Source organism: Streptomyces sp. NPDC045955 (assembly GCF_056430805.1).
The window spans coordinates 16,346-39,892 of record NZ_JBWKKY010000018.1 but is presented as its reverse complement, the minus strand read 5'-3'; the positions used below and the strand labels follow the sequence as shown (position 1 = coordinate 39,892).

Below are 23,547 nucleotides of genomic sequence, written 5' to 3'. Positions count from 1 at the left end.
TCTGCCCATCGTATGTTCGATCGCCGCGACGCGCTCCGATACGGAGATCAGCTCCGGCGGGCCGCCAGCACGCAGAACTCGTTGCCCTCCGGGTCGGCGAGCGTCACCCAGCTCTGCTCGCCCTGCCCGACATCGGCGTGCCGCGCGCCGAGCGCGAGCAGCCGGGTCACCTCGGCCTCCTGGTCGTCGGGCCGGAAATCGAGGTGGAGGCGGTTCTTGACCGTCTTGCTCTCCGGCACGGTCGTGAAGAGCAATCCCGGCAGCCGGTCCGGGGCGGGCCGGATCTCGAACTCGTCGGGTGCGTCGTTCACCACCGTCCAGCCCAGCGCCTCGGCCCACCAGCGGCCCAGGGCCTCGGGATCGGCCGAGTCCACCATTACCTGCTCCCACTCCAAAGCCATGCGGGAAGAATAGTGAAAGCTGATCATCGTCGCAGTGACTTTTACATGCAGTGGCATTGACACAAGGAGGCAGCCGGATGACACGCCCGATCACCGCAGGGGTCGACGGATCGCAGGAGAGCCTCGCGGCCCTCGCCTGGGCGGCTCGCGAGGCGGTGCGGCGCGACCGGCCGCTGCGCGTGGTGCACGCCTGGCGGTTCCAGCCGCACGAGGCGCTCGGAGCGGGGATCACCGGGGACGCGGACAGCCAGGCGGAGTGGGTCCACGGCGCGGTGACCGAAGCCGTCGGGACCGTCTCCGAACGGCACCCGGACCTGGAGGTGACCACCGATGTCGTGGAGGGCCCGGTCGTCGACACCCTGGTCGCCGCCGCTGCCGGCGCCGAGCTGCTGGTGCTCGGCTCGCGCGGGCACGGGCCGATCGTCGGCTTCTTGCTCGGCTCGGTCGGCCAGCAGGTGATCGCCGAGACCACCCGGCCCGTCGTGCTCGTCCGGGCCGGTGACCAGCCCTCGGCCGAGGCCGCCGGGCGGGAGATCGTCGTGGGCCAGCAGGGCGACGAGGAGGACAGCGCCGACCTGCTGCGGTTCGCGTTCGAGACGGCGGCCGTGCGCGGGGCGACCGTCCGGGTCGTACGGGCCTGGACCCTGCCGCCCGTGTTCGCCTACAGCCCCGGCTCGCTGAAGCTCCTCGACGAGGCCGGGGGACTGGAGCCGTATGAGAAGAGGGCCCTGGCCGCCGCGGTCCGGCCGTGGCGGGAGCGCTTCCCCGGCGTGCCGGTGGAGGAGCACGTGGAGATGGGAAGCGCCGGTCAGGTGCTGCTGTCGGTGGCCGGGACGGCCCAGCTGATGGTCGTCGGGCGGCGGGCCCACCGTACGGCCGTCGGCGCCCGCATCGGCTCGGTGGCGCACGGGGTGCTGCACCACGCGGACTGCCCGGTCGCCGTGGTCCCGCACGCGTGAGCGCGGGTGCGGCTCATTCCGCCGTCGGCTGGAGCGTCTTGCGGGCCTTGGGGAGGATGTTCCTGATGTAGTCCTCGACCGCCGTGTCGATGCCGATGTCGTGCTGGGCCCGCTCGGACAGGTACCAGCGGTGTTCGAGGAGCTGGTGGTAGATCTCCGCAGGGTCCATGGACCCGCGCAGTTCGGGCGGCACCGCCCGCACGGTGGGCCGGAACACCTCCCGCACCCAGCGGTGGGCCAGCACCTCCGGGCGGGCACCCAGGGGATCGCCCGGGGCGTAGTCGTCCTGGGTCGCCATCCAGCTCTCCAGGTCGTTCAGCAGCCGCCGGGCCTGGTTCTCCTCGGCGTCGAGGCCGGTCAGCCGCAGCAGCTGCCGCTGGTGGTGACCCGCGTCGACGACCTTGGGCACGAAGGTGACCGTGTCGCCGTTCGAGGCGTGCTCGATCTGCATCTCGGCGACGTCGAAGCCGAGGTCGTTCAGACGGCGGATCCGGCGTTCTATGTAGTGGTGCTTGCCGGCCGGGTAGACGGAGGTGCGGGTCAGTTCGTCCCACAGGCCGCGGTAGCGGGCGCAGATCTCCATGCCGAACTCGACCGGGTCCACGGAGGGGTGCAGCGCCCCGGACGCCTCCAGGTCCAGCAGTTCCCCGCTGATGTTCACGCGGGCGAGGTCCAGGTCGTACTCGCGCTGCCCGGAGCTGAGCTGCGGATGCAGGTCACCGGTCTCGGCGTCCACCAGATACGCGGCGTAGGCGCCCGCGTCGCGCCGGAAGAGGGTGTTGGACAGCGAGCAGTCGCCCCAGGCGAACCCGGCCAGGTGCAGCCGCACCAGGAGCACGGCGAGCGCGTCCATCAGCCGGTGCATGGTGGCCGGGCGCATGGTCGTCTCGAACATCGAGCGGTACGGCATCGAGCCGCCCAGGTGCCGGGTGATCAGCACGCTCTCCAGCGGGGCGCCGTCCGCGTCGGTGCGGCCGGTGACCACGGCCAGCGGGTCCACCGCCGGGATGCCGATCCGGTCCAGGTCGCGCAGCAGCCCGTACTCGCGCTGCGCGGGCCGCTCGGCCAGCTCCTTGACGGCGATCACTTCGTCGCCTGCCCGGGAGTAGCGCACAACGTGCCGGGAGATGCCACGGGGCAGCGGCACGAGGTAGTCCTCCGGCCATTCCTCCAGGGGCAGGTCCCACGGCAGTTCCAGCAGAAGCGCGGGATGCTCCGGGTTGGTCGCGCTGATCTGAAGTGCCATGCGCCGGGTGTCCTTGTCTCGCCGCTGTTCGTTCCCTCAGATTAGAGGGCGCGCTCCCGGGCCCGGTGGGCGGCGTCCTTCAAGGAGCCGCGGTGGACCGGGCCGTGCCCGGGCAGCAGCAGCTCGCCCTCCAGTTCCGCGAGGACGTCCAGGGAGGCCACGGCACGAGGGCGCTCGTGGTGGAACATGTCCGGCAGCAGCTGCGGCCCCTCGACCCGCGAGGTGGCGTGCCCGCTGACCAGGGCGTCGCCGGAGATCAGCACACCGGTGCCCGGCACGTGGTAGGCGCAGTGCCCGTCGGTGTGGCCCGGCGTGTGCACCGGCACGGGCCGCCCGGGCAGGTCCAGGGGGCCCGCCGCCGGAAACGGCTGGGGGGCCGTGACGGGGTTGTGCATCGTGCCGCCGGAGCGCAGCGCGTGCACGGCCCACGGCAGGACCCCGGGGCGCCAGCCGTTCCTCAGCACCGTCCCGAGGGACACCTGGTGCAGGAACTCCCGGCGCGCGTGCGGTGCTTCGGCCTCGTGCAGGTACACCGGCGTGCCGTACGTGGCGCGCAGGTACTCGGCGGAGCCCAGGTGGTCGTTGTGGGCGTGCGTGACCAGCACGGCCGCCACCGCCTCCGGGGAGCTGCCCACCTCGGCGAGCGAGGCGAGGAGCCGCTCCCGGTCGCCGGGGTAGCCGGTGTCGATCAGTGTGACGGCGTCCCCCTCCGCGAGGATCACCCAGTTGGTGTGGGAGCCGTGCACCAGGTAGGTGCCGTCCGCCACGTGGTGTACGTCTGCCAGCATGATCGCCCCGCGTTGGTGAGGTCCCGGTCCGACGAGAGAAGGAAAGCAGACCCCAGGGCAGCCGGAATCGCCGGGCCCGCCTCAACGGGACCGTGCGGCCGGGTCGTTCAGGGGGCTCACTGCACGCCGTGCGGGCGGAACTGGATGCTGATGCGGGGCTCCGTCGCGCGCGTGCTCTTGGGAATGGAGTGCTCCCAGGTGCGCTGGCAGGAGCCGCCCATCACGATCAGGTCGCCGTGGCCCAGCGGCCGGCGCACGGTGTCGCGACCGCCCCGCATCGGCCGCAGCAGCAGGTCCCGGGGCGCTCCCACCGACAGGATCGCGACCATCGTGTCCTCCCGCGCCCCACGACCGATCCGGTCGCCGTGCCAGGCCACGCTGTCCCGGCCGTCGCGGTAGTAGCACAGCCCGGCCGTGGCGAACGGCTCGCCCAGTTCCTCGCCGTAGTGGGCGCTCAGCGCGTCGCGCGCCTCGGTCAGGACCGGGTGTGGCAGCGGGTCCTCGGCGCCGTAGAAGGCGAGCAGCCGGGGGACGTCGACGACGTGGTCGTACATCGTGCGCCGCTCCGCCCGCCACGGCACCTCGGCGGCCAGCTGTTCGAACAGCGTGTCGGAACCGCTGAGCCACCCGGGCAGGACGTCGAGCCAGGCGCCGAACCCGAGGTGGGTGCGGCTGATCCCGTCGAGAGGCCCGAGCCGCAGCTCGTCGGTCTGGTCGAAGAGGGAGCCCTGCAGGTGCATGGACTCAGAGTACTCCTAAATCGAAAACTTGTTCCATCGATGGTTTGGGTGCTGCGAGGGTGACGGGCTTTCGATACATTGGCGTATCGAATACAGTCCTGTATCGAAAGGGGGCGGGGCATGGCCGTGGAGGGAGCGACCGGGCGGGTGACCAGGCGCCGTGTCCGCACCCGCGCCAACCTCCTGGACGCGGCGTTCTCCGTGTTCGCCGCCAAGGGCTTCGGGCATGTCTCCATCGAGGAGGTCTGTGAGGCCGCCGGCTACAGCAGGGGCGCCTTCTACTCCAACTTCTCCAGCCTCGACGAGCTGTTCTTCGCCCTCTACCAGGAGCGGGCCGACCTCATCGCGGAGCAGGTGTCCGGGGCCCTCGCCCTCGACGGGCCCGGGCTCGACGTGCCGGCCGCCGTGGACCGCGTCACCGACGTGCTGCTCCTCGACCGGGACTGGCTCCTGGTGAAGACGGACTTCCTGGTGCACGCCGCCCGGGACCCGGACGTCGCCCGGAGCCTGCTGGAGCACCGCGCGCGGCTGCGGCAGGCGATCGCCGACCGGCTCGCCCGCGCCCGCGGGCACACCGCGCTGCCCGCCGTGCTGGGCGACACCGACGGCGCCGCCCACGCCGTGGTCGCGGCCTACGACGGCGTCACCACACAGCTGCTGCTGGACCGGGACACCGAACACGCCCGCGCCTGGCTGAAGCAACTGCTCACGGCCCTGCTGACCGACGGCAGCGGCACCCCCGACCACAGGCGGAACTGAAGAAGGGAACGTCGCCATGGACGCCGACGTCATCGTCGTCGGAGCGGGCCTCGCCGGCCTGGTCGCGGCACACGAACTGACCAGCAGAGGCAGGAGGGTCGCCCTCGTCGACCAGGAGAACGCCGCCAACCTCGGCGGACAGGCCTTCTGGTCCTTCGGCGGGCTGTTCCTCGTCGACTCGCCGGAGCAGCGGCGGCTGGGCATCAAGGACTCCTTCGACCTCGCCTGGAGCGACTGGCGGGGCAGCGCCGGCTTCGACCGGCTGGACGACGAGGACTCCTGGGCCGTGCGCTGGGCGCGCGCCTACGTCGAGTTCGCCGCGGGGGAGAAGCGGACCTGGCTGAACGGCCACGGCATCACGTTCCTGCCCACGGTCGGCTGGGCCGAGCGCGGCGACCTCACGGCGCACGGGCACGGCAACACCGTGCCCCGCTTCCACATCGCCTGGGGCACCGGCACGGGTGTGGTGGAACCCTTCGTCCGCTACGCCAAGCGGGCCGCGCGCGACGGACTGCTCACCTTCCACCACCGCCACCGCGTCGACGAACTGGTCATGGAGGGCGGCAGCGCCCGCGGCGTGCGCGGCACGGTCCTGGCCGAGGACACCTCGCCCCGGGGCGTCGCCTCCAACCGCGACGCCATCGGCGAATTCGAACTCACCGCGCAGGCCGTCGTCGTCACCAGCGGCGGCATCGGCGCCAACCACGACATCATCCGCCGCTACTGGCCCGAGCGCCTCGGCACCCCGCCGAAGGAGATGGTCACCGGCGTACCGGCCCACGTCGACGGACGGATGCTCGACATCAGCGCCGAGGCGGGCGCACGCCTGGTCAACCGGGACCGCATGTGGCACTACACCGAGGGCCTGCAGAACTGGGACCCGATCTGGCCCGGCCACGGCATCCGCATCCTGCCGGGACCGTCCTCGATGTGGTTCGACGCCCTCGGCCGCCGCCTGCCCGGGCCGTACCTGCCCGGCTACGACACCCTCGGCACCCTGAAGCACCTGCGCACCACCGAGGACATCGCCGGGTACGACCACTCCTGGTTCATCCTCACGCAGAAGATCATCGAGAAGGAGTTCGCCCTGTCGGGCTCCGAGCAGAACCCCGACATCACGGCCAAGGACCGCGCCGGCTTCCTGAAAGAACGCATCCTCGGCAAGGGCGCACCCGGACCGGTCGACGCATTCCTGCGCAAGGGCGCCGACTTCGTGACCGCGCCCAGTGTCGAACAGCTCGTCGAAAAAATGAACGAACTCACCGACAAGCCGCTCCTCGACGCGGCCGGGATCAAGCGCCAGATCGAGGCCCGCGACCTGCAGATCGCCAACCCCTACGCCAAGGACGCCCAGGTGCAGGGCATCCGCAACGCCCGCCGCTACATCGGCGACCGCCTCGGCCGGGTCGCCACCCCGCACCGCATCCTCGACCCCGCGGCCGGCCCCCTCATCGGCGTCAAGCTGCACATCCTCACCCGCAAGACGCTCGGCGGCATCCAGACCGACCTCGACTCGCGCGCCCTCGGCACGGACGGCAAGCCGGTCGAGGGGCTGTACGCGGCCGGCGAAGTCGCCGGATTCGGCGGCGGCGGCGTCCACGGCTACAACGCGCTGGAGGGCACCTTCCTCGGCGGCTGCCTCTTCTCGGGCCGCGCCGCGGGCCGGGCGGCGGCGAAGCAGACCGCCTGACCGTGCCAGGACGGCCCGCCTCCTCAGCTCCCCACGAGGCGGGCCAGCACCGCGGCGTGGCTCTGCTCCGGCGTCTTCGACGCGGTCAGCAGTGTCACGTCGTCCTTGCGGGCCAGGTCACGGACGTGGTCGAGGACCTCGGCCGCCTCGCCGGCTGCGAGCTCCGCCTCGTACCGCCCGGCGAACTCCTCGTACGAGCCCTCGCCCGCGTGGTACCAGCGGCGCAGCTCCGTCGACGGGGTGATCGCCTTGGGCCACTCGTCCACCCGGGCCGCGTCCTTCGCCAGACCCCGCGGCCACAGCCGGTCGACCAGCACTCGCACTCCGTCCTGCGGCTCGGGCGGATCGTAGATGCGGCGGACGCGCACGCTCATGCTCGGCCCCTTCTGCTGCGGCGACTTCGCTGCTCCGACGGGTGTGCGGCGAGCGTAACCCCGGCCGGGCACCGGCGCCCGGCCGCGCCGAAGGGCCGATTCCGCTCGCGCCGAACGGGTACTCCGTCCGCCTGACGGCGTCGAGGTAGGAGGTCACGACATGAGTGGATCGGACGACCTGCCGGTCGTGCGCACACTCGCCGAGCTCACCGGACTGGTCGAACGGCACCAAGGCCTGTACGTCCGCTGGTCGCGCGGCCCCGCGACCGATCTCCGCGACGTGTCCAGCACCGACGATCTGACGGGCGTGTCCATGCCGGGCCTGTCCGCCAACCCGCTCGACGTCGAGGACTGGTGGGAGGACCGGCCCGTCCGGGTGTGGGTGGCCCGCCGCCTGCACGACTACGCCCATCTGCCGCACGAGAAGGGGCCCGGTGTGCGGGCCTGGGTGCTCGCGGGCAGGGAGTCCTCGCGCGGACCCGACAACGAACCGCTCGTCACCGACGCCCGGCCGATGTGCTGGATCGACCAGCAGGTGATCGAGGAGGCGAAGGCGGAGGTCTCCCGGCAGGAGAACCCCTGGGGGCCGCTGCGCCGCAGCTGAACCCCCAGGGGAGGTGGTGCCAGGGCGTCAGCCGGAGCGGCGCCGGGCCGCCGCCCGCCGCTTCAGCGCACGCCGTTCCGTCTCGCTGGTCCCGCCCCACACACCGATGGACTGCCCCGTGTCCAGCGCCCACTGCAGGCACTGCTCCTGGACGGGGCAGCGCCGGCACACCGCCTTGGCCTGCTCCGTCTGCAGCAGGGCCGGGCCGGAGGTGCCGATGGGGAAGAAGAGCTCGGGGTCCTCGTGCCGGCAGGCAGCGTGGTCTCGCCAGTTGTCCATCGAAAGTCACCTGCGATCGCAGTAGAAACGTGCCCGTTCGGATGATTGCTCCTTTTCGGGTCACCTGTCGACGCCCGGTGAAACAGTGCCGCCCCCGAACCGCTCACTGTTCGCGCATGCCCCAGGGCGAGCCGTAGGCCGTCAGCAGGTCCAGGAACGGGCGGGCCGGGAAGGCCTCCGGGCCGAGCACGCCCGCGCCCGACCAGGCGCCCGAGGCGAGGAGTTCGAGCGCCACGACGGGGTGGACGGCGGTCTGCCACACCACGGCCTGCGAGCCGTACTCCGCCATGGACCACTGGTTGTCGACCACGTGGTAGAGGTACACCTCGCGCGGCTTGCCGTCCCGCACGCCCCGCACCCAGGTGCCCGCACACGTCTTGCCCCGCATCCGCTCGCCGAGTGTCGCCGGGTCGGGCAGGCACGCGGCGACCACGTCCCGGGGTGAGACCGCCACCGGACCGTCCGGCCCCGGCACGCTCACCGGGGCGGTGCGGTCCAGGCCCAGCAGGTGCAGCGTCTTCAGCGTCTCGACGAACTCGCGGCCCAGGCCGTACTTGAAGGTGACGCGGCGCGCGTCGACCCAGCGCGGGACGAGCAGCACCTCCTCGTGCTCCACGTTCACGCACTCGACTTCCCCGATGCCCTCGGGGAAGTCGAAGACCTCGGGCTCACTGAAGGGCTCGGTGGTGAACCAGCCCCGGCCGGCCTCGTAGACGACCGGCGGGTTGAGGCACTCCTCGATGGTGGTCCAGATGCTGAACGAGGGCGCGAAGCCGTAGCCGTCGACGGTCAGATTCGCGCCGTCACGGACGCCGATCTCCTCGATCTCGTCGAAGAGTTCGTCGGCGGCGTACCGCGCGAAGACGTCCGACAGGCCCGGCTCCACGCCCATGCCGACGAGGGCCAGCACGCCCGCCTTCTCCCAGTCGGCCGCCTGCGCGAACTGCTCGTCGCCGAGCTTGACCCCGCACTCCTCGTACGGCCGCTCGGCGTGCGGCCGGGACAGCGACATCGCCATGTCGACATATGTGGCGCCCGCGGCGCGGGCCGCGCGGAACAGCGGCATCACGAAGCGGGGATCGGTGGCGTTGAGCAGGACGTCGCAGCGGTGCCGCGCCAGCAGGCGGGCCACGGCCGGCTCGTCGCCCGCGTCCACCTGTTCAGTGGTGAACCGCGCGTCACCGCCGAGCGCCGCGACCGCCGCCGAGGACCGGCCGGGGTCGTGGTCGGCCACCACCATCGCCTCGAAGAACGGCCGCCGGGCCGCGATCCGGGTGATCGCGCCGCCCACGCCTCCGGCACCCACGAGCAGTACACGCATGACAGAAACTCCCTTTTTGCGAAGAACGTGGCGCGCCCTCGGGGGGAGATACAACGCGGCCCCGTGTCTTAAGGTCAATGGCGTTGGCATAAGGCGGCGCTGAGGCCGCCAGTGGAGGGAGAGCGTCGTGCCGAAGCCCGTGGTGCCCGAGGAGAGACGCCGCCGGCGCAGGCCCACCAAGAGCGGCACCGTGCTGTCCGAGCGGCTGATCGTCGAGACGGCGCTGCGCATGCTGCGCGAACACGGCAGCGCGGGGCTGACCGCCCGCAGGCTCGGTCTGGCGCTGGACGCCGACCCGAGCACGCTCTACCGGTACTTCCGGGGCATGGACGATCTGACGCTCGCCATCGGCGACGCGCTGATCGGGCAGGCGCTCGGCGGCTGGGCACCGACGGGGGAGTGGCGGACGGACCTGCGGGCCGTCGGGCTGCGCATCCACGCCGCGTACGTGGAGCACCCGCAGGCCGCGGTGCTCACCGCGAGCCGCGTCTCCGGCCGGGCCCACGAACTCGCGGCCGACGAGGCCGTCCTGGACATCCTGCGCACGGCGGGTTTCCCGGTGCCGGACGCGGTACGCGTCTACCACGCCTTCATCGACACCACACTGGCCTTCGCCGCCCTCGACGCCGCCTCGCTCGCCCTGCCCAGCGCCTCGCTGCGGGCCGACGAGGAGATGTGGCGCTCGACCTACGCCCGGCTGCCCGCCACCACCCACCCCCGCATCGCGGAGGCGGCACCCCTGCTCGCCACCCGCATGCTCACCAGCGCCTATCCGACGGCCCTGGACATGCTGCTGGACAGCGCGGCGGCCCAGCTGGACGCTCGCTAGCGCGTCACACCCGCAGTGCCTCCGCGGCGGCGGCCGTCACCGTCTCGGCCACCTGGGCCAGCGCCGGCGAGTCGAGCTTCCACTGCTGCCAGTACAGCGGCACGTCCACCGTCCCGCCCGGGGAGAGCCCGACCAGCCGCCCGGCCTGCAGCAGCGGGTCCGCCTGGGCCTCGGGCACCAGACCCCAGCCCAGTCCGGCTGCCACGGCCTCGACGAAACCCTCCGAGGTCGGCACGTAGTGCCGCAGCGCGCTCGCGCTGCTCCGCCCCCGGGTGAGCCGGCGCACGAAGCCGTCCTGGAAGTCGTCCCGCCGGTCGAAAGCCACCACGGGCAGGCCGGGGAGCACCCGTTCCAGCGGCCCGCCGAGGTGGCGCGCCGCGAAGTCCGGCGCGGCCACGGGGAGGTAGCGCATCCGCCCCAGCGACCGCACGGCACAGCCGGGCACGGGGTCCGGCGACGAGGTCACCGCGGCCATCACCACGCCTTCCCGCAGCAGCGCCGCCGTGTGGTCCTCGTCCTCGCGGCGCAGTTCGAAGTAGAGCCGCAGCTCCTCCGGCACCCGCGTGAGCACCCGGAGGAACCAGGTGGCCAGCGAGTCCGCGTTCACCGCCACCGACACCCGCGTCGGCTCCCCGGTACCGCTCAGCCCGAGCTCCGCGTACGCGTCGTGCTCCAGCCGCGCCACCTGCCGGGCCAGCCGCACCAGCACCTCGCCCGACTCCGTCGGCCGCACCGGCTTGGTCCGCAGCAGCAGCACCCGCCCGGTGCGCTGCTCCAGCGCCTTCACGCGCTGACTGATCGCCGAAGGCGTCACATGCAGCGCGGCCGCCGCCGCGTCGAACGTCCCCTCGTCGACGACCGCGAGCAGGGTCCGCACCTGGTCCAGCGGGAGATCGGTCATCACGCCGGCTAATGATACGTAAGAATCTTTAGCTGGACCCGGATCGGGCCCGTCCGTAGCGTCGACGGCATGACCAGCACCTTCACCGCCGGCGCCGCGGGTTTCGGCACCGGACTGTCCCTCATCGTCGCCATCGGTGCCCAGAACGCCTTCGTCCTGCGCCAGGGGATCCGCCGCCAGGCCGTCCTCGCCGTCGTCGCCATCTGCGCCCTGTCCGACGCCGCGCTCATCGCCCTCGGCGTCGGCGGGGTCGGTGCGGTGGTGGTGACCTGGCCGGGCGCACTGAAGGCGGTCGGCTGGATCGGCGGCGCATTCCTGCTGGGCTACGGCGCCCTGGCCGCCCGCCGGGTGTTCCGGCCGGACGGTGGCGCGCTGAAGACGGAGGGGGAGGCGGCCGGATCGATGCGCCGGGCGCTCCTCACGTGCCTGGCGATGACCTGGCTCAACCCGCACGTCTACCTCGACACGGTGTTCCTGCTCGGCTCGGTCGCCGCCGACCACGGCCCGCTGCGCTGGACGTTCGGCCTCGGCGCCGTGCTGGCCAGCCTGTGCTGGTTCGCCGCCCTCGGTTTCGGCGCCCGGCTGCTCGGCCGTTTCCTGGCCAGGCCCGCCGCCTGGCGGGTCCTGGACGGCCTGGTCGCCGCCACCATGATCGTGCTCGGCGCCCTGCTCATCGCCGGGAGCTGAGACCTCGGCGGTCCGACGCCCGGCGGCCGGTGCGATAGTGATCCCCGGCCCGGTCGGTGTAGCGAGCATCCAGGAAGCGGCGAGTGGACACGAGCGAGAGCACGAAGGACGAGCGGGACCCGGCGCCGCAGGCCCCCCGGCGGCGCGGCTGGCGGCGCTGGGCCATGGACACCCGCCCCTTGCGCCGCCCCGCCTACCGGCGGCTGTGGAGCTCGACCATCGTCACGGCCGTCGGCAGTCAGCTCACCGCCGTCGCCGTACCCAAGCAGATCTACGACATCACCGGCTCCTCGGCGTGGGTCGGCGCCTCGAGCCTGGCCGGTCTGGTGCCGCTGATCGTTTTCGCGCTGTGGGGCGGGGCGATCGCCGACAGCATGGACCGGCGCAAGCTGCTGCTGATCACCAACAGCGGCATCGCCGTCACCTCACTGCTGTTCTGGCTCCAGGCCTTCACCGGCCTGGAGTCGGTGACCACGCTCATGCTGCTGCTCGCCGTGCAGCAGGCCTTCTGGGGCCTGAACGCACCGGCCCGCAACGCCTCCATAGCCCGGCTGGTCCCCGAGGACGAACTGCCCGCCGCCAACGCCCTCGGCTCGACCGTGATGCAGACCGGTCAGGTGGCGGGCCCGCTGCTCGCCGGTGCCCTCATCCCCGTCATCGGACTGCCCGAGCTGTACCTCATCGACGCCGTCGCCCTGTGCGTCACCGTGTGGGCGGTGTACCGGCTGCCCTCGCTGCCGCCCCTGGCCGGCACGGCGGTGCGGCGCGCGGGCGTGAAGGAGATCGCCGCCGGTTTCCGCTACATCTCCGGGCACGCCGTGCTGCTGCTGTCGTTCCTCGCCGACATCGTCGCCATGGTCCTCGGCATGCCCCGGGCCCTGTTCCCGCAGCTCGCCGCCCAGACCTACGCGCCCTACGGCGAGGGACTCGCGCTGGGTCTGCTGTTCGCGGCGATCCCCATCGGTGCGGTGCTCGGCGGACTGTTCTCGGGCACCTTCTCCCGGGCCCGCCGGCACGGCTGGATGGTCATCGGGGCGGTCGTCGTCTGGGGCGTGGCCATCACGGGCTTCGGGCTCAGCCGCAGTCTGTGGGTGGGGGTGGCGTTCCTGGCCGTGGCCGGGGTGGCCGACATGGTGTCGATGGTCTTTCGCGGGGCGATCCTGCTGTCCGCCGCGACCGACGAGATGCGCGGGCGCATGCAGGGTGTCTTCACCGTCGTCGTGGCGGGCGGCCCTCGCCTGGCCGACGTGCTGCACGGCACCGCGGGCTCCGCCTTCGGCCCCCGGACCGCCGTCGCGGGCGGCGGGCTGCTGGTCGTCGCCGTGATGCTGGTCCTGGCAGCGGCGGTGCCGGCGCTGCGGCGCTACCGCGTCTGATGTCTCACAGGGCGCCTCGCCGGTGCAGCGTGTACTGCTCCATCAGCTTGCCCCGGGTCATCTCCAGCCGGTGCGCGAGCACCTCGGCGACGTTGCGCACCAGCACCAGCCCGAGCTGCGGATCCTCCTCGCACAGCCGCAGCACGGCCGCCGCGTCGAACTCGTAGGCCCGGACGGGACTGAACGCCTGCGCGCCGAAGTCCCAGGTGTACGGCGGGAACAGCCAGGACCACCCGAGCAGGTCGCCCGCGCCGAGGCTGGCCACGGTCGCCCGCTGGAGGGAGTTGACCTGCTGGTCCAGGGAGACCGCGCCGGAGCGGATGACCCAGAAGCGGTCGGCCGTGCCGCCCGCCTCGAAGATCCGGGCGTCCTCGGGGAAGGACACCTCCCGGGCGAGCGTCATCAGGCGCTGCCGCTGCGGCGGGGGCAGGGCCGTCAGGAGTTTGATCGCTTTGGTCATGACGCGGAGCTCCTCGCCGGGCGGTCGACTTCCGGTGCTTTCCCTTAGCCCATTTCAGCCGCTGCCGGGCCCCCGGGCACCTCGGCGTGCACAACTTTTCCGGGGCATGAAAAAGCCCTGGCTGGACGGGGGAAACCAGCCAGGGCCGTAAGCAGTGGTGCGGAGGACAGTGGGTCGATTCCGTCACCACGTATGTATGAACCGTAAACCATCCATGGGGCGAGCGTGTACCCGGGACCGGGTCGCGTGACCCGTTTCACTTCACCGCGCATTCCCGGCCAGGACCCGGACCGTCTCCAGCGCGGGGTCCGTCGGGTCGGGCAGATGCATCCCCGCCGCCAGACCGGTCCGCAGGTACGCCAGCACCGGCTCGGTCAGGCGCTCGCCGGGCAGGACGGCCGGGATGCCGGGAGGATACGGCGTGATCATCTCCGCCGCGACCCGTCCGGCCGCCCGTGCCACCGGCACGTCCTCGGCCGGGCCGAAGAAGGCGTCCCGGGGCAGCACCGCCTGTTCCATCCGCAGCTCCGCCGGTGACGGCACCTCCACCCGCGGCGCCCGGGGCAGCTCCCGTGCGGCCCGCGCGAGGTCCCGCAGCGCCTCCAGCAGCTGCCCGGTCGTCTCGCGGTCGTCGCCGTGGGTGATCTGCGCGCCGATGCGGCGGTGGTCCACCAGATGCGCGTCGATCTGCCGGTGCTCGCGCAGCCAGTCCGCCGCCTGGAAGCCCGTGATCCCCAGTCCGGCGAGGTCGATGACGCCGGGCAGCGGGTCGAGGTCGTCGGACAGGCCCGGACCGCAGAAGTCGTCGCGGTCGTTGACGTGCAGCCCGTCGATCTCCTCGATGGCGGACCGGACCTCGGCCGCGAGCTCCAGCGCGCCGCCCATCAGTTCCTCGCCGTGCAGCGCCATCTGCCGCCGCCAGCCGTCCAGGCCCGCGAAGATCAGCACCGACGGGCTGGTGGTGCCCAGCAGGTCCGCGCGCATCCCCAGCAGCGCCGGCGGGACCAGGTCGCCCTGGAGATGGAAGACCGAGCCCTGCTCCAGGCCGCTGCCCATCTTGTGGATGCTGGTCACGCAGATGTCCGCGCCCGCGTCCATCGCCCAGGACGGCAGGCCGGGGTGGAACGGCAGATGCGCGCCCCAGGCCTCGTCCACGATCAGCGGAAGCGAGCGCCGGTGGCACACCTCGGCGACCGCCCGCAGATCCGCGCAGCCTCCGTACGGCGTGGGGCTCGTGACCAGCGCACCCCGCGCGTCCGGATGCGCGTCGAAGGCCCGGTCGAAGTCCTCGGCGGACGGGGGATGGGCCAGGTGCCGCTCGGCGTCCCACCGCGGCTCGACCCAGACGGGCTCGATACCGGAGATGATCAGCCCCGCCACCACCGACTTGTGGGCGTCCCGCCCGATCAGCAGCTTCTCGTGCGGCCCGGCGACCGACAGCATCGCGGCCTTCACCGACAGGGAACTGCCGCAGGTACTGAAGAACGTGTGCTCGGCGTGCACCGCGTCGGCCATCAGCTCCTGGGCGCGTTGCAGCACCCGCCCCCGGGTGAGCCGGTCGTCCAGACCGCCCGAGGCCAGCACGTCACCATGGAAGACCGCGTCACCGAGGATCTCCCGGACCGCCGGGTCGGCGCCGCGGGCCTGCTTGTGCCCGGGCGGCGTGAACGACAGGTGCCCCTTGCGGCGGTACTCGTCCAGGGCTTCCAGGACCGGTGCTCTGGTGTGGTCGACTGTCATGCGCACCGGGTTCCCGGGAGGTGCCCGCACAATCCGCCGGTGCCCGGCAGCGGGTAGCGGGCAGCGGACCTCCTGGTCAGCCCTCCGCGGTGTGTTTGCCCGGAGTCAGGATCTCGTCCAGCACCGTCAGCACCGCCTCGTAGGACATCTGCCGCACGGTCGCGTCCCGGGCCCCCTGCGGGTCGGTCGGGCCGAGTTCCTCGCTCCTGGTCCGCCACGTCCGCTCCTCGCGCACCGCGCAGGCCCTCGCGCGCTGGATGCGCCGCAGCAGTTCGTCGGAATCCACCACATCGGTCATGCACCCCGCGTACCCCGGCGACGCGTGGTGATGGCAACGATTCACGGTCCGTCCCGGATTTCCCGGAGTTCCGCGCGTCTCCCAGGGGGTCTTTTCGGGTCGTTTTTCCGACAGTGGTCCGGACCGAGGTTTGCAGGTGCGGGGAGAGGTCAGCCGAACTAAGGAGACCCGCGGTGCTCGCGCGACACACCCCGAAACCGCGGGCGGTGGAACGAAAAACACCGAATTGCGGGTCCGTGAGCCCGAGGTGTGCCCGGGCGGGCGGCCACGGTGCGGGATCCGGACCCGGGTCATGTCTGACCGAGCAGGGAGCTGAAGGATGTGCGAGGAGCACATGATCGAATCAGTATTCGAGTCGCCCGGTGCGCACCGGGCCCGGCCGTGCAAACCCGCCGAGGCACGCCGGGCCGTGGAGCGCGCCGTGGCCGAGCGCTGCCGCACGACCCATACCGCCTGTAACGCCGACGCCCTGTCCGACGCGCTGCTCGTCGCCTCGGAGCTGACGACCAACGCCATCCTGCACGGCGGCGGAGTCACCGACTTCCAGGTCGACGTCGACGGGCCCGGTGTGCGGCTCTCGGTGAGCGACCGCAGCGACGAACTGCCGGTGGCCGCGCCGCCCGCCGATCCGCACGGACGGCTGCGGCACGGCGGCCACGGCTGGCCCATCGTCTGCCGGCTCTCCCGTGACGTCCGCGTGTCCGATCTGCCCGCCGGCGGCAAGCGCATCACCGCCGTCGTCCCCCTGACCTGAACGCCCGCGGACCGGTTCACTCCAGATTGCTCAGCAAAGTGGAGTTTGGTCCACCGGGGTCAGGGCAGACGCAATCTCGTGCTTCGGACCGGAGGCGCGCCAGCGGGAGCGGTGTGTATGACTGCCCCGGAGGCCCTCCAGGCGATCCGGGCAGCGACCGTCCCGCGGTAAGTCCCTGAGACCATCGTTGTTCAGGAGCGAATCCGCATGCTCATCGATACGCCCACCAACCGTCCCGGCACGCCCGAAACGACGACCACCGCCACCCGGCGGCGGCACGACGACGCTCCGGACACCGCGGCTCTCTTCGCCCGGCTGGCGGAACTGGAGGAAGGGCCGGAACGGGAAGCCGTCCGCGACGAACTCGTCACGCTGTGGCTGCCCATGGCCCACCGCATCGCCGGCCGCTTCCGCGACCGCGGAGAGTCGATCGAGGACCTCCGGCAGGTGGCCGCCCTCGGGCTCGTCAAGGCCATCGACCGGTTCGACCCGAGCCGGGGAGCCTTCGAGAGCTACGCCGTCCCCACCATCACCGGCGAGGTCAAGCGGCACTTCCGGGACCGCATGTGGGCCCTGCGGGTCCCCCGCCGCGTGCAGGAACTGCGCAACAAGGTGCGGCTGGCACGCCGTGAACTCACCCAGAACCCGGGCAGCCCCGAGCCCTCCGTGGCCGACATCGCCGCCCACACCGGCCTGACCGAGGAAGAGGTCAGCGCCGGGCTCGAGGCGCTGGAGAGCTTCAGCACCCTGTCGCTGGACGCCGAACTCTCCGCCGACGACGACGGCTACAGCCTCGCGGACACCCTCGGCGCGGCGGACTCGTCCTATGACGTCGTCGTCGACCGCGAGTCCGCCAAGGAAGGCCTGCGCCGCCTGCCGGAACGCGAGCGGGCCATTCTCTACATGCGGTTCTTCGAGGACATGACACAGAGCCGCATCGCCGACCACCTGGGCATCTCCCAGATGCACGTCTCCCGCCTCATCAGCCGCAGCTGCGCCCGCGTGCGCGACGAGGTCCTGGGGCAGCGGACGGGCACCCACGGCACCTCCACGACGGCCTGACCACCCGACCCACCGAGGAGCGAGAAACCCATGCTGAGGCCCCATCCCGCCGTGCTGCGCCGCCTCGTCGACGAGTACGAAGCACTGTCGGCCGCCGCGCGACCGGGCGAACCGGCCGACCTGAGCGCGCGGGCACGCGACCTTGAGTACACGTTGTGCGTGTCCACCGGCACCCGGCACGTCGAACGCGCCCTGGAAGTCGCTCACCAGTGGCTCGCGACCGCACCCGCACCGGCCCGCGAGTTCGCCCCGGCCACCGGCACCGGGCAGCGCACGCCGACCCCGGAGCCCGCGTGATCGGAGTGTGCGCATGACGTGACGGGGATGGCGTGGCACCGAAGGGGCCCGGCCGACGGCGGCAGCCGAGGCCGGGCCCTGTCGTGCCATGCCACCTAGACCGGGGAGTTTCAAGTCCACAGCGGGGCGGAAGGCCGCAGACGACGACACCGAACTGGAGCGCCTGCGCGCCGAAGTGCGCGACCTCCGGGCCCGGGCCCGCGTCTACAGGCCCCGCTCTGACCGGAATCCCCTGGTCCGGTGGCCGGGCCGGGTGTGTGCCGGGCGAGCCGGGGCATCCGGAGTGCCGGGAGGTCGACATGAACACGAGTGCGTTGGCACAGGACGGCCGGATCCGGGCCCGGCGAGCGGCACGGGGTTCGGCTGTCGAGGGGGCGGCACGGGCGGGCCTGGCCGCCCGCGGTGTGATCTATCTGCTCGTCGGGGCCCTGGCGGTGCAGATCGCCTTCGGCGACACCGGTGAGCAGGCCGACCGCGGGGGAGCCCTGGCCGAACTGTCGCAGAAGCCGTTCGGCGCGGTGATGCTGTGGGCACTGGGCATCGGACTCGCCGGTATGGCCCTGTGGCGGCTGTCCGAGGCGCTCTTCGGCTCCGTCGGACAGGACGGCCGCAGCGCCCGCAAGCGGCTGCTGGCGACGGCCCGCTTCCTGTTCTACGTCTTCGTCGCCTACTCCGTGCTGTCGTTCGCGGCGGACCGGGGCGGAAGCGGCGGCGGATCCAGCGACCGGCAGTCCCAGGACGCCACCGCCAGGGCCCTGGAGATGCCCGCGGGCCAGTGGCTGGTCGGCGCGGCCGGCCTCGCGATCGTCGCGGTCGGCGGGTGGATCGGCGTACGGGCGGTGCTCAGGAAGTACCGCGACAAGCTCCGGCTCGGGCAGATGAGCCCCCGGACACGACGGCTGGTGGACGTCACGGGCGTGGCCGGCGGCGCCGCCCGGGGGCTGGTGTTCGCCGTGGCCGGGGTCTTCGCCGTCCGCGCCGCGGTCGACTACGAACCCGACCGGGCCAAGGGCCTGGACGACACCCTGCGCAGCTTCGCGGACACTCCTCTCGGCCCCTGGCTGCTGGTCTGCGTCGCGGCCGGGCTGGTGCTGTTCGGGGTGTTCTCCTTCGCCATGGCCCGCTGGCGCCGCGTCTGAGCCGCGCCATCCGGGGAACACGAAGCCAATGAGCGATTCCGAGATTCCGCATGGCGACGGCCGGCCCGTGGACGTGTACCTGGACCTCCTGCGCATCCGGATGGACACGGAGGACTACCGCCTCCTGATGCGCGTGGTGGAACCGGTCCTCCAGGCGATCGACGAGGAGCGCCTGTCCAGCCTCGACTTCGCGCTCGACTCCGGGGCCGACGACGAACTGCCCCAGGAGGTGCGGGACGAGGTGGCCCTCGTGATCGCCACCGCCGTCACCGGCCGCCTGGACAACGAAGTGATCGAACTCGACGTCGACGAGACCGGCCCGGTCAGGATCGTCACGGACGCGTCCACCGCGTCCGACCCGGTCCGTCTCGGCGAGATCGCCGACTACATCAAGGAACGCCACCGGCAGACGGAGGAGCTGCGGGGCATCGCCGAGGTGAGCGGCCTGCCCACCGACTTCTGACCGGCCCGGGCCCTTGACGCCCGGCCTTCGGCCCGGCCCCCCGGCCCCGGCCCCCCGGCCCCGGCCCCCCGGCCCCGGCCCCGGCCCCCGGCCCCGGCCCTCGGGCCTGTCGGCCTCGGGGCCTTCGGTCCCCGAGTCCCAGGCCCCAGCCCTCCAGGCCCCCGACCTCCGGTCTCTGGCCCGTGGCCCTTCACGCGCGGTTCCGCCAGCGGCACGCTCAGCGGCTGGGCGAGGCACACCACGGCCTTGTCCCCCGGCTCCGAGCCTTCGGTTCTCGGCTTCCGGTCCGCGGTCGCTCCGAGCCTTCGGGTTCTCGGCTTCCGGTCCGCGGTCGCTCCGAGCCTTCGGGTTCTCGGCTTCCGGTCCGCGGTCGCTCCGAGCCTCCGGGTCCTCGGCCTCCGGTCCGCGGTTTCCGGCCCGCGGCCGTTGAGGCCCGCGGTTCTGTCAGCGGCACGCTCAGCGGCTGGGCCAGGCCCACCACGGCCTCGTCCCCCAGCTCTCCGGCCTCCGGGCCCCGGTCCCCTGGCCGCCGGCCCCGGCCCCGTCTCCGGGCCCCCGGGCCCCCGGGCCCCCCGGGCCCCCGGGCCGCGGTCTCCGGCCCTTCAGGCCCGCGGTTCCCCCACCGGCACGCCCAGTGGCCGGGCCAGGCCCACCACGGCCTCGTCCAGCCGTTCCAGATGCCGCAGCACGCGGTCGGTGATTCGGCCGTAGCGTGGTGTGCCGGCGTCGGAGCCCAGAAGTGAGGCGATGCTCGGCCCGGTCTCGACCCGGGCGGCGGCGTGCTCGTCCGCGACCCGGGCCGCGATGGTCTCGATGTTGCGCACCGTGCGCCCCGCGGCCCCGCGCAGCCGGGGGTCCGCCGCGATCGAGGGATGTGTGGGCAGCAGCTCGGCGGTGGCCGCCAGCGTCCGCGCGTGGTACGCGCAGGTCTCCAGCAGCGCCACCACGTAGCGGGCCGTGTGGCGCCGGGCCCGCAGCGGCGTGACCGGATGGGTCAGCGGCTGCGTGGCGGCCCGCAGGTCGGCCAGCGCCTGGTCCAGGTCGCGCGCCTTGTCCAGCAGCTCGTCCGCCGACCCGCCGCTCAGCTGTCCGACCGCGGCCTCGGTGACATCGGCCAGCCGCTCCAGGACCGTGCCGAGCAGCTCGTTCGTCCGGCGGTCGGTCCGCACCGGCAGCACCAGCGCCGCCGCGACCACACCGCAGGCCGCGCCCAGCGCCGTCTCCTCCACCCGCAGCAGGAGCACGTCGAGGCTGTAGGTGTGCAGCAGCGTGTACAGCAGCCCCAGCATCGCGGTCACGAAGAACGACATCAGCGTGTACGACAGCGGCGCCACGTAGAACATCGCGAAGATCAGCACCAGGACCAGGCCGAACGCCGTCCAGGTGTGCTGCCCGACCAGACCCGCCAGGACGATTCCCGCCACCACGCCGAACACCGTGCCCAGCAGCCGGCGGTACCCCTTGACGAGGATCTCGCCCGTCGAGGCGGTGTTCAGGAAAACGATCCAGCACGTCAGCACCGCCCAGTACCAGCGCTGCGTGGACAGCAGCTCGCCGCCCACGATGGCCAGTGCCGACCCGACCGCGACCTGCACGGCCGCACGCGTGGTCGGCCGCCGCAGCCCCGTCTCCTGCTCCTCCGCCGGCTCCTCACCGCCGTCGATCGCGGCGTCCTCCGCGTCCAGCTCCTCACGGGAGCGGGCCGTCGCGGGGGTGTCGTCCGACTCGTCCTGCGGGCCGTCCAGCGCGATCCGCAGCCCCAGCACCGAGCGGGCCGCCTCGCCGATGCCACGGAACACGTCCTGAACGGCCGCGGGCGCGGGCGGCAGGTTCTCCTCGTCCCGGTAGCCGAGGAGACGGTTGCGCACGTGCGCCAGCCCGGTCCCCGCATCGCCGCTCCCGGCCCGCAGCACGAGGGCGCGCAGCGCCTGGAGATCACGGCGGAGCGTGGCCGTGGCCTCGTCCGGCACGGCCGGCTGCCCCACCGACGGCGCGGGAGCGCCCGGCAGGTGCAGGGTGAGGGTGTCGGCCCGTTCGGCGCTGCGGGAGGTCAGCAGCAGCAGACCGAGCCGCTCGGCGGCGATCTCGGCGTCGGCGATACGCCGTTGCACGAGACGGGCCGCCGACTCGTCCGGGGTGCCCTCCTCCAGCTGCGCCTGGATCATCATCGCCGTCTCGTGCAGCCGCGCCGTGCCCTCGCGCACGGCCTCCAGGGCCTTGTCCATCTCGTCCGGGGCGGCGTCGAGAAGGTCGAGCTGGGCGGACACCAGCTGGGCCAGCCGGGCGCGGAAGGCCAGACGCAGCCGGAGCAGGACGCCCGTGGGGGTCGCGGGCACGACCGCGAAGCGCAGCACGGCACTGGCACAGAACGCCACGGCGATGGCGCCGCACAGCGTGGGCAGCGCGGACACCTCGGCGCCGACGAACAGGGACAGGAAGTAGACCTGGAAGCCGATCAGCCCGAGCGCCGTGCCGCGGTCCCCGAACCGGCGGCCGTACACCGCGCAGAAGATCAGGACGACGAAGAAGACGTCACCGACGTACGGACGCGCGTTGAGCACCGCGCCCAGCGTCACCGAGACCAGCGCCACCGGAAGACCCAGCGCCAGCGTCACGGCCTGGGCGCCGAGCTGCTTCTCCCGGATGGCGAAGGTGGCGACCATCGCCGCCATGGCCCCCGCCACCAGGAGATGCACATCGGCCCCGAACAGGGTGAGCACGGCCAGCGTGACGGCGATGGCGCCGACCGTCCGCAGCCCGGCCGTCAGGCGCAGCAGGCCCGGGTCGGACGCCGCGATCCGGTCCCGCAGCCGTGCCCGCACCGACCGTCCCGCTGCCCTCACGCCGCCGCACTCTCTCCCGACTCACCACACCAAGATCCGCACCTCAGCATGACATGCCACGAGCGGAAGGCCCCGTCCGGCCCGGCCTACTCCTGCCGGGCGGTTCCCTCCACGTGAGCCCGCACCTGCTCCGGCGTCAGATAGGCGTCGGTGTACTCGAAGTCCTTCAGCCTCGCGGCCTTGCGGGCCTGGAACCCGGTCCGGACGAAGTCGTCGCCGGCGACCGCGTTGAGGAGCCAGTTGGTCATCACCCGCGTCTTGGCGACGTTGGTGCGCAGCGCCGACCAGTGGTAGCCGCGTGCCACGGCCTGGGCGGGCAGGCCCCGCAGTTCGACACCCAGCGGCTTGGAGACCGCGTCGGTGCCGCCGAGGTCGACGACGAGCCCCAGGTCCTTGTGGACGTACGGCCGCATCGGCCCGCCCCGCAGCGACGCGATGACGTTGTCGGCGACGTGCCGGCCCTGCCGCAGGGCGTGCTGCGCCGTGGGCGGGCACATGGCCCCGTCCCCCTTGGCCAGGTCGGGTACGGCGGCGGAGTCGCCCAGCGCGAACACCCCGTCGTCGCCCGGCAGGTTCATCTCGGGGGTGACCGCGAGCCGCCCCTTGACGGTCTCCGCGCCCAGCGTCGCGATGAGGGGACTGGCGACGACCCCGGCCGTCCAGATGAGCGTGCGGGTCGGGATCACCCGCCCGTCGGTGAAGGTGACCTCCTCCGGGCCCGCCTTGGCGATGGAGACGCCGAGGGAGATCTCGATGCCCCGCCGGCGCAGGATCTCCTGTGCGCTGCTGCCGAGCTTGTCGCCGAGCTCCGGCATCAGCTTCGGCGCGATGTCGATCAGATGCCACTTGATCAGGCCCGGGTCCAGCCGCGGGTACCGCTTGACGGCCGCGTGGGTCAGCCGCTGCAGGCACGCCGCGGTCTCGGTGCCCGCGTAGCCGCCGCCGACCACCACGAACTGCAGCCGCGACGCACGCTCCTGCGGGTCCTGGCTCGCGTCGGCCAGGTCCAGCTGCGAGATGACGTGGTCACGGATGTACGCGGCCTCGGCGAGCGTCTTCATCCCGAACGCGTGGTCCGTCAGCCCCGGGATGTCGAAGGTGCGGGTGACGCTGCCGGGAGCCAGCACGATGTAGTCGTACGGCTCGTTGACGATCTGGTCGGTGATCGTGCGGATCACGCAGACCTTGGACTTCAGATCGACGCCGATGGCCCCGCCCGGAATGATCCGCGTGCGGTACTTCTTGCTGCGGCGCAGCGAGACGGCGATCGACTGCGGCGTCAGCACACCGGAGGCGACCTGGGGGAGCAGCGGCAGGTAGAGCTGGTAGGCGAACGGCGTCACCAGCGTGACGTCGGCCTCGTCCGGGGAGAGTTTCCGTTCCAGACGGCGGACGCACTCCACGCCGGCGAAGCCTGCGCCAACCACCAGGATCCTGGGTCGTGTCACGGTGTTCATCCCTTTCTGCGGCTCCAGGCGGTCTGCCTCGAACGCCTATCGACTGCCCCTGGATCGCCGGTTCGCACCCCATTGATCCC

Annotated in this window: 25 protein-coding genes; 12 read left to right on the top strand and 13 right to left on the bottom strand. The window is 72.5% G+C overall.

The genetic code is table 11. From position 1 onward, the window contains the following. Positions 1-47: 47 nt before the first annotated feature. Entirely contained in the window at positions 48-401 is a 354-nt protein-coding gene (locus AC07F0_RS30440) for a VOC family protein (RefSeq protein ID WP_478983226.1), read from the bottom strand. Positions 402-478: 77 nt separating this feature from the next. Here AC07F0_RS30440 and AC07F0_RS30435 point away from each other — a divergent pair, with 77 nt between their 5' ends. Further along, positions 479-1,360: a universal stress protein gene (locus tag AC07F0_RS30435; protein ID WP_478983225.1), complete on the top strand. Its 882-nt coding sequence runs from the start codon at positions 479-481 to the stop codon at positions 1,358-1,360. A 13-nt stretch (positions 1,361-1,373) separates the two neighbouring features. Here the strand turns inward: AC07F0_RS30435 and AC07F0_RS30430 are convergent, their stop codons facing one another. The 3 genes from AC07F0_RS30430 to AC07F0_RS30420 form a co-directional block, all read right to left on the bottom strand. Next, positions 1,374-2,606 (bottom strand): DUF4032 domain-containing protein, encoded by a 1,233-nt coding sequence (locus AC07F0_RS30430; protein WP_478983224.1) that lies wholly within the window; start codon positions 2,604-2,606, stop codon positions 1,374-1,376. A 41-nt stretch (positions 2,607-2,647) separates the two neighbouring features. Further along, positions 2,648-3,394, bottom strand: coding sequence for an MBL fold metallo-hydrolase (locus tag AC07F0_RS30425; protein WP_478983223.1), 747 nt, complete (start codon positions 3,392-3,394; stop codon positions 2,648-2,650). A gap of 116 nt (positions 3,395-3,510) precedes the next feature. Continuing rightward, positions 3,511-4,134 (bottom strand): alpha-ketoglutarate-dependent dioxygenase AlkB, encoded by a 624-nt coding sequence (locus AC07F0_RS30420; RefSeq protein ID WP_478983222.1) that lies wholly within the window; start codon positions 4,132-4,134, stop codon positions 3,511-3,513. A gap of 120 nt (positions 4,135-4,254) precedes the next feature. On the opposite strand from AC07F0_RS30420, the gene AC07F0_RS30415 reads away from it, so the two are divergent. Both AC07F0_RS30415 and AC07F0_RS30410 read left to right on the top strand, forming a co-directional pair. After that, positions 4,255-4,893 (top strand): TetR/AcrR family transcriptional regulator, encoded by a 639-nt coding sequence (locus AC07F0_RS30415; RefSeq protein WP_478983221.1) that lies wholly within the window; start codon positions 4,255-4,257, stop codon positions 4,891-4,893. 16 nt (positions 4,894-4,909) lie between these two features. Further along, positions 4,910-6,583 carry an FAD-binding dehydrogenase gene (locus AC07F0_RS30410; RefSeq protein WP_478983220.1) on the top strand — a complete coding sequence of 558 codons (1,674 nt, stop codon included), beginning with the start codon at positions 4,910-4,912 and terminating at the stop codon, positions 6,581-6,583. Between the two features lie 23 nt (positions 6,584-6,606). Here the strand turns inward: AC07F0_RS30410 and AC07F0_RS30405 are convergent, their stop codons facing one another. After that, positions 6,607-6,957 carry a DUF488 domain-containing protein gene (locus tag AC07F0_RS30405; RefSeq protein WP_478983219.1) on the bottom strand — a complete coding sequence of 117 codons (351 nt, stop codon included), beginning with the start codon at positions 6,955-6,957 and terminating at the stop codon, positions 6,607-6,609. A 160-nt stretch (positions 6,958-7,117) separates the two neighbouring features. Between AC07F0_RS30405 and AC07F0_RS30400 the strand changes: the two genes are divergently transcribed. Then, complete coding sequence (locus AC07F0_RS30400) at positions 7,118-7,561, top strand: DUF6098 family protein (RefSeq protein WP_478983218.1); 444 nt, start codon at positions 7,118-7,120, stop codon at positions 7,559-7,561. A 27-nt stretch (positions 7,562-7,588) separates the two neighbouring features. Here the strand turns inward: AC07F0_RS30400 and AC07F0_RS30395 are convergent, their stop codons facing one another. Both AC07F0_RS30395 and AC07F0_RS30390 read right to left on the bottom strand, forming a co-directional pair. After that, positions 7,589-7,840, bottom strand: a complete 252-nt coding sequence (locus tag AC07F0_RS30395; protein ID WP_010033226.1) for a WhiB family transcriptional regulator — start codon at positions 7,838-7,840, stop codon at positions 7,589-7,591. A gap of 103 nt (positions 7,841-7,943) precedes the next feature. Next, the gene (locus AC07F0_RS30390; protein WP_478983217.1) at positions 7,944-9,161 is read right to left on the bottom strand and encodes a saccharopine dehydrogenase family protein; all 1,218 of its coding nucleotides are present in this window, start codon (positions 9,159-9,161) and stop codon (positions 7,944-7,946) included. A gap of 127 nt (positions 9,162-9,288) precedes the next feature. On the opposite strand from AC07F0_RS30390, the gene AC07F0_RS30385 reads away from it, so the two are divergent. Further along, on the top strand, positions 9,289-9,990 hold the full coding sequence (locus tag AC07F0_RS30385) for a TetR/AcrR family transcriptional regulator (protein WP_478983216.1): 702 nt from the start codon (positions 9,289-9,291) through the stop codon (positions 9,988-9,990). 4 nt (positions 9,991-9,994) lie between these two features. Here AC07F0_RS30385 and AC07F0_RS30380 read toward each other — a convergent pair whose 3' ends face one another. Then, entirely contained in the window at positions 9,995-10,891 is an 897-nt protein-coding gene (locus AC07F0_RS30380; RefSeq protein WP_478983314.1) for a LysR family transcriptional regulator ArgP, read from the bottom strand. A 69-nt stretch (positions 10,892-10,960) separates the two neighbouring features. On the opposite strand from AC07F0_RS30380, the gene AC07F0_RS30375 reads away from it, so the two are divergent. After that, positions 10,961-11,578, top strand: coding sequence for a LysE/ArgO family amino acid transporter (locus tag AC07F0_RS30375; RefSeq protein ID WP_478983215.1), 618 nt, complete (start codon positions 10,961-10,963; stop codon positions 11,576-11,578). A gap of 83 nt (positions 11,579-11,661) precedes the next feature. Beyond that, entirely contained in the window at positions 11,662-12,954 is a 1,293-nt protein-coding gene (locus AC07F0_RS30370; protein WP_478983214.1) for an MFS transporter, read from the top strand. Positions 12,955-12,958: 4 nt separating this feature from the next. On the opposite strand, the gene AC07F0_RS30365 is transcribed toward AC07F0_RS30370, so the two are convergent. From AC07F0_RS30365 to AC07F0_RS30355, 3 genes are all read right to left on the bottom strand, one after another. After that, positions 12,959-13,414: a cyclic nucleotide-binding domain-containing protein gene (locus tag AC07F0_RS30365; RefSeq protein ID WP_010033238.1), complete on the bottom strand. Its 456-nt coding sequence runs from the start codon at positions 13,412-13,414 to the stop codon at positions 12,959-12,961. Between the two features lie 261 nt (positions 13,415-13,675). Further along, entirely contained in the window at positions 13,676-15,154 is a 1,479-nt protein-coding gene (locus tag AC07F0_RS30360; RefSeq protein WP_478983213.1) for an aminotransferase class I/II-fold pyridoxal phosphate-dependent enzyme, read from the bottom strand. 76 nt (positions 15,155-15,230) lie between these two features. After that, entirely contained in the window at positions 15,231-15,452 is a 222-nt protein-coding gene (locus AC07F0_RS30355) for a hypothetical protein (protein ID WP_086565326.1), read from the bottom strand. A gap of 319 nt (positions 15,453-15,771) precedes the next feature. Between AC07F0_RS30355 and AC07F0_RS30350 the strand changes: the two genes are divergently transcribed. The 5 genes from AC07F0_RS30350 (at position 15,772) to AC07F0_RS30330 (ending at position 19,167) form a co-directional block, all read left to right on the top strand. Continuing rightward, positions 15,772-16,206: an ATP-binding protein gene (locus AC07F0_RS30350; RefSeq protein ID WP_478983212.1), complete on the top strand. Its 435-nt coding sequence runs from the start codon at positions 15,772-15,774 to the stop codon at positions 16,204-16,206. Positions 16,207-16,413: 207 nt separating this feature from the next. Further along, positions 16,414-17,268, top strand: coding sequence for an RNA polymerase sigma factor SigF (locus tag AC07F0_RS30345; protein ID WP_478983211.1), 855 nt, complete (start codon positions 16,414-16,416; stop codon positions 17,266-17,268). Between the two features lie 30 nt (positions 17,269-17,298). Then, on the top strand, positions 17,299-17,565 hold the full coding sequence (locus AC07F0_RS30340) for a DUF5133 domain-containing protein (protein ID WP_478983210.1): 267 nt from the start codon (positions 17,299-17,301) through the stop codon (positions 17,563-17,565). 299 nt (positions 17,566-17,864) lie between these two features. Beyond that, complete coding sequence (locus AC07F0_RS30335; RefSeq protein WP_478983209.1) at positions 17,865-18,704, top strand: DUF1206 domain-containing protein; 840 nt, start codon at positions 17,865-17,867, stop codon at positions 18,702-18,704. 28 nt (positions 18,705-18,732) lie between these two features. Continuing rightward, a complete protein-coding gene (locus AC07F0_RS30330) occupies positions 18,733-19,167 on the top strand; it encodes a hypothetical protein (RefSeq protein ID WP_356927306.1) in 435 nt (144 codons plus the stop codon). A gap of 602 nt (positions 19,168-19,769) precedes the next feature. On the opposite strand, the gene AC07F0_RS30325 is transcribed toward AC07F0_RS30330, so the two are convergent. Then, positions 19,770-22,010, bottom strand: a complete 2,241-nt coding sequence (locus AC07F0_RS30325; RefSeq protein WP_478983208.1) for an FUSC family protein — start codon at positions 22,008-22,010, stop codon at positions 19,770-19,772. An 86-nt stretch (positions 22,011-22,096) separates the two neighbouring features. Next, positions 22,097-23,467 (bottom strand): NAD(P)/FAD-dependent oxidoreductase, encoded by a 1,371-nt coding sequence (locus AC07F0_RS30320; RefSeq protein WP_478983207.1) that lies wholly within the window; start codon positions 23,465-23,467, stop codon positions 22,097-22,099. Between the last annotated feature and the right edge of the window lie 80 nt (positions 23,468-23,547).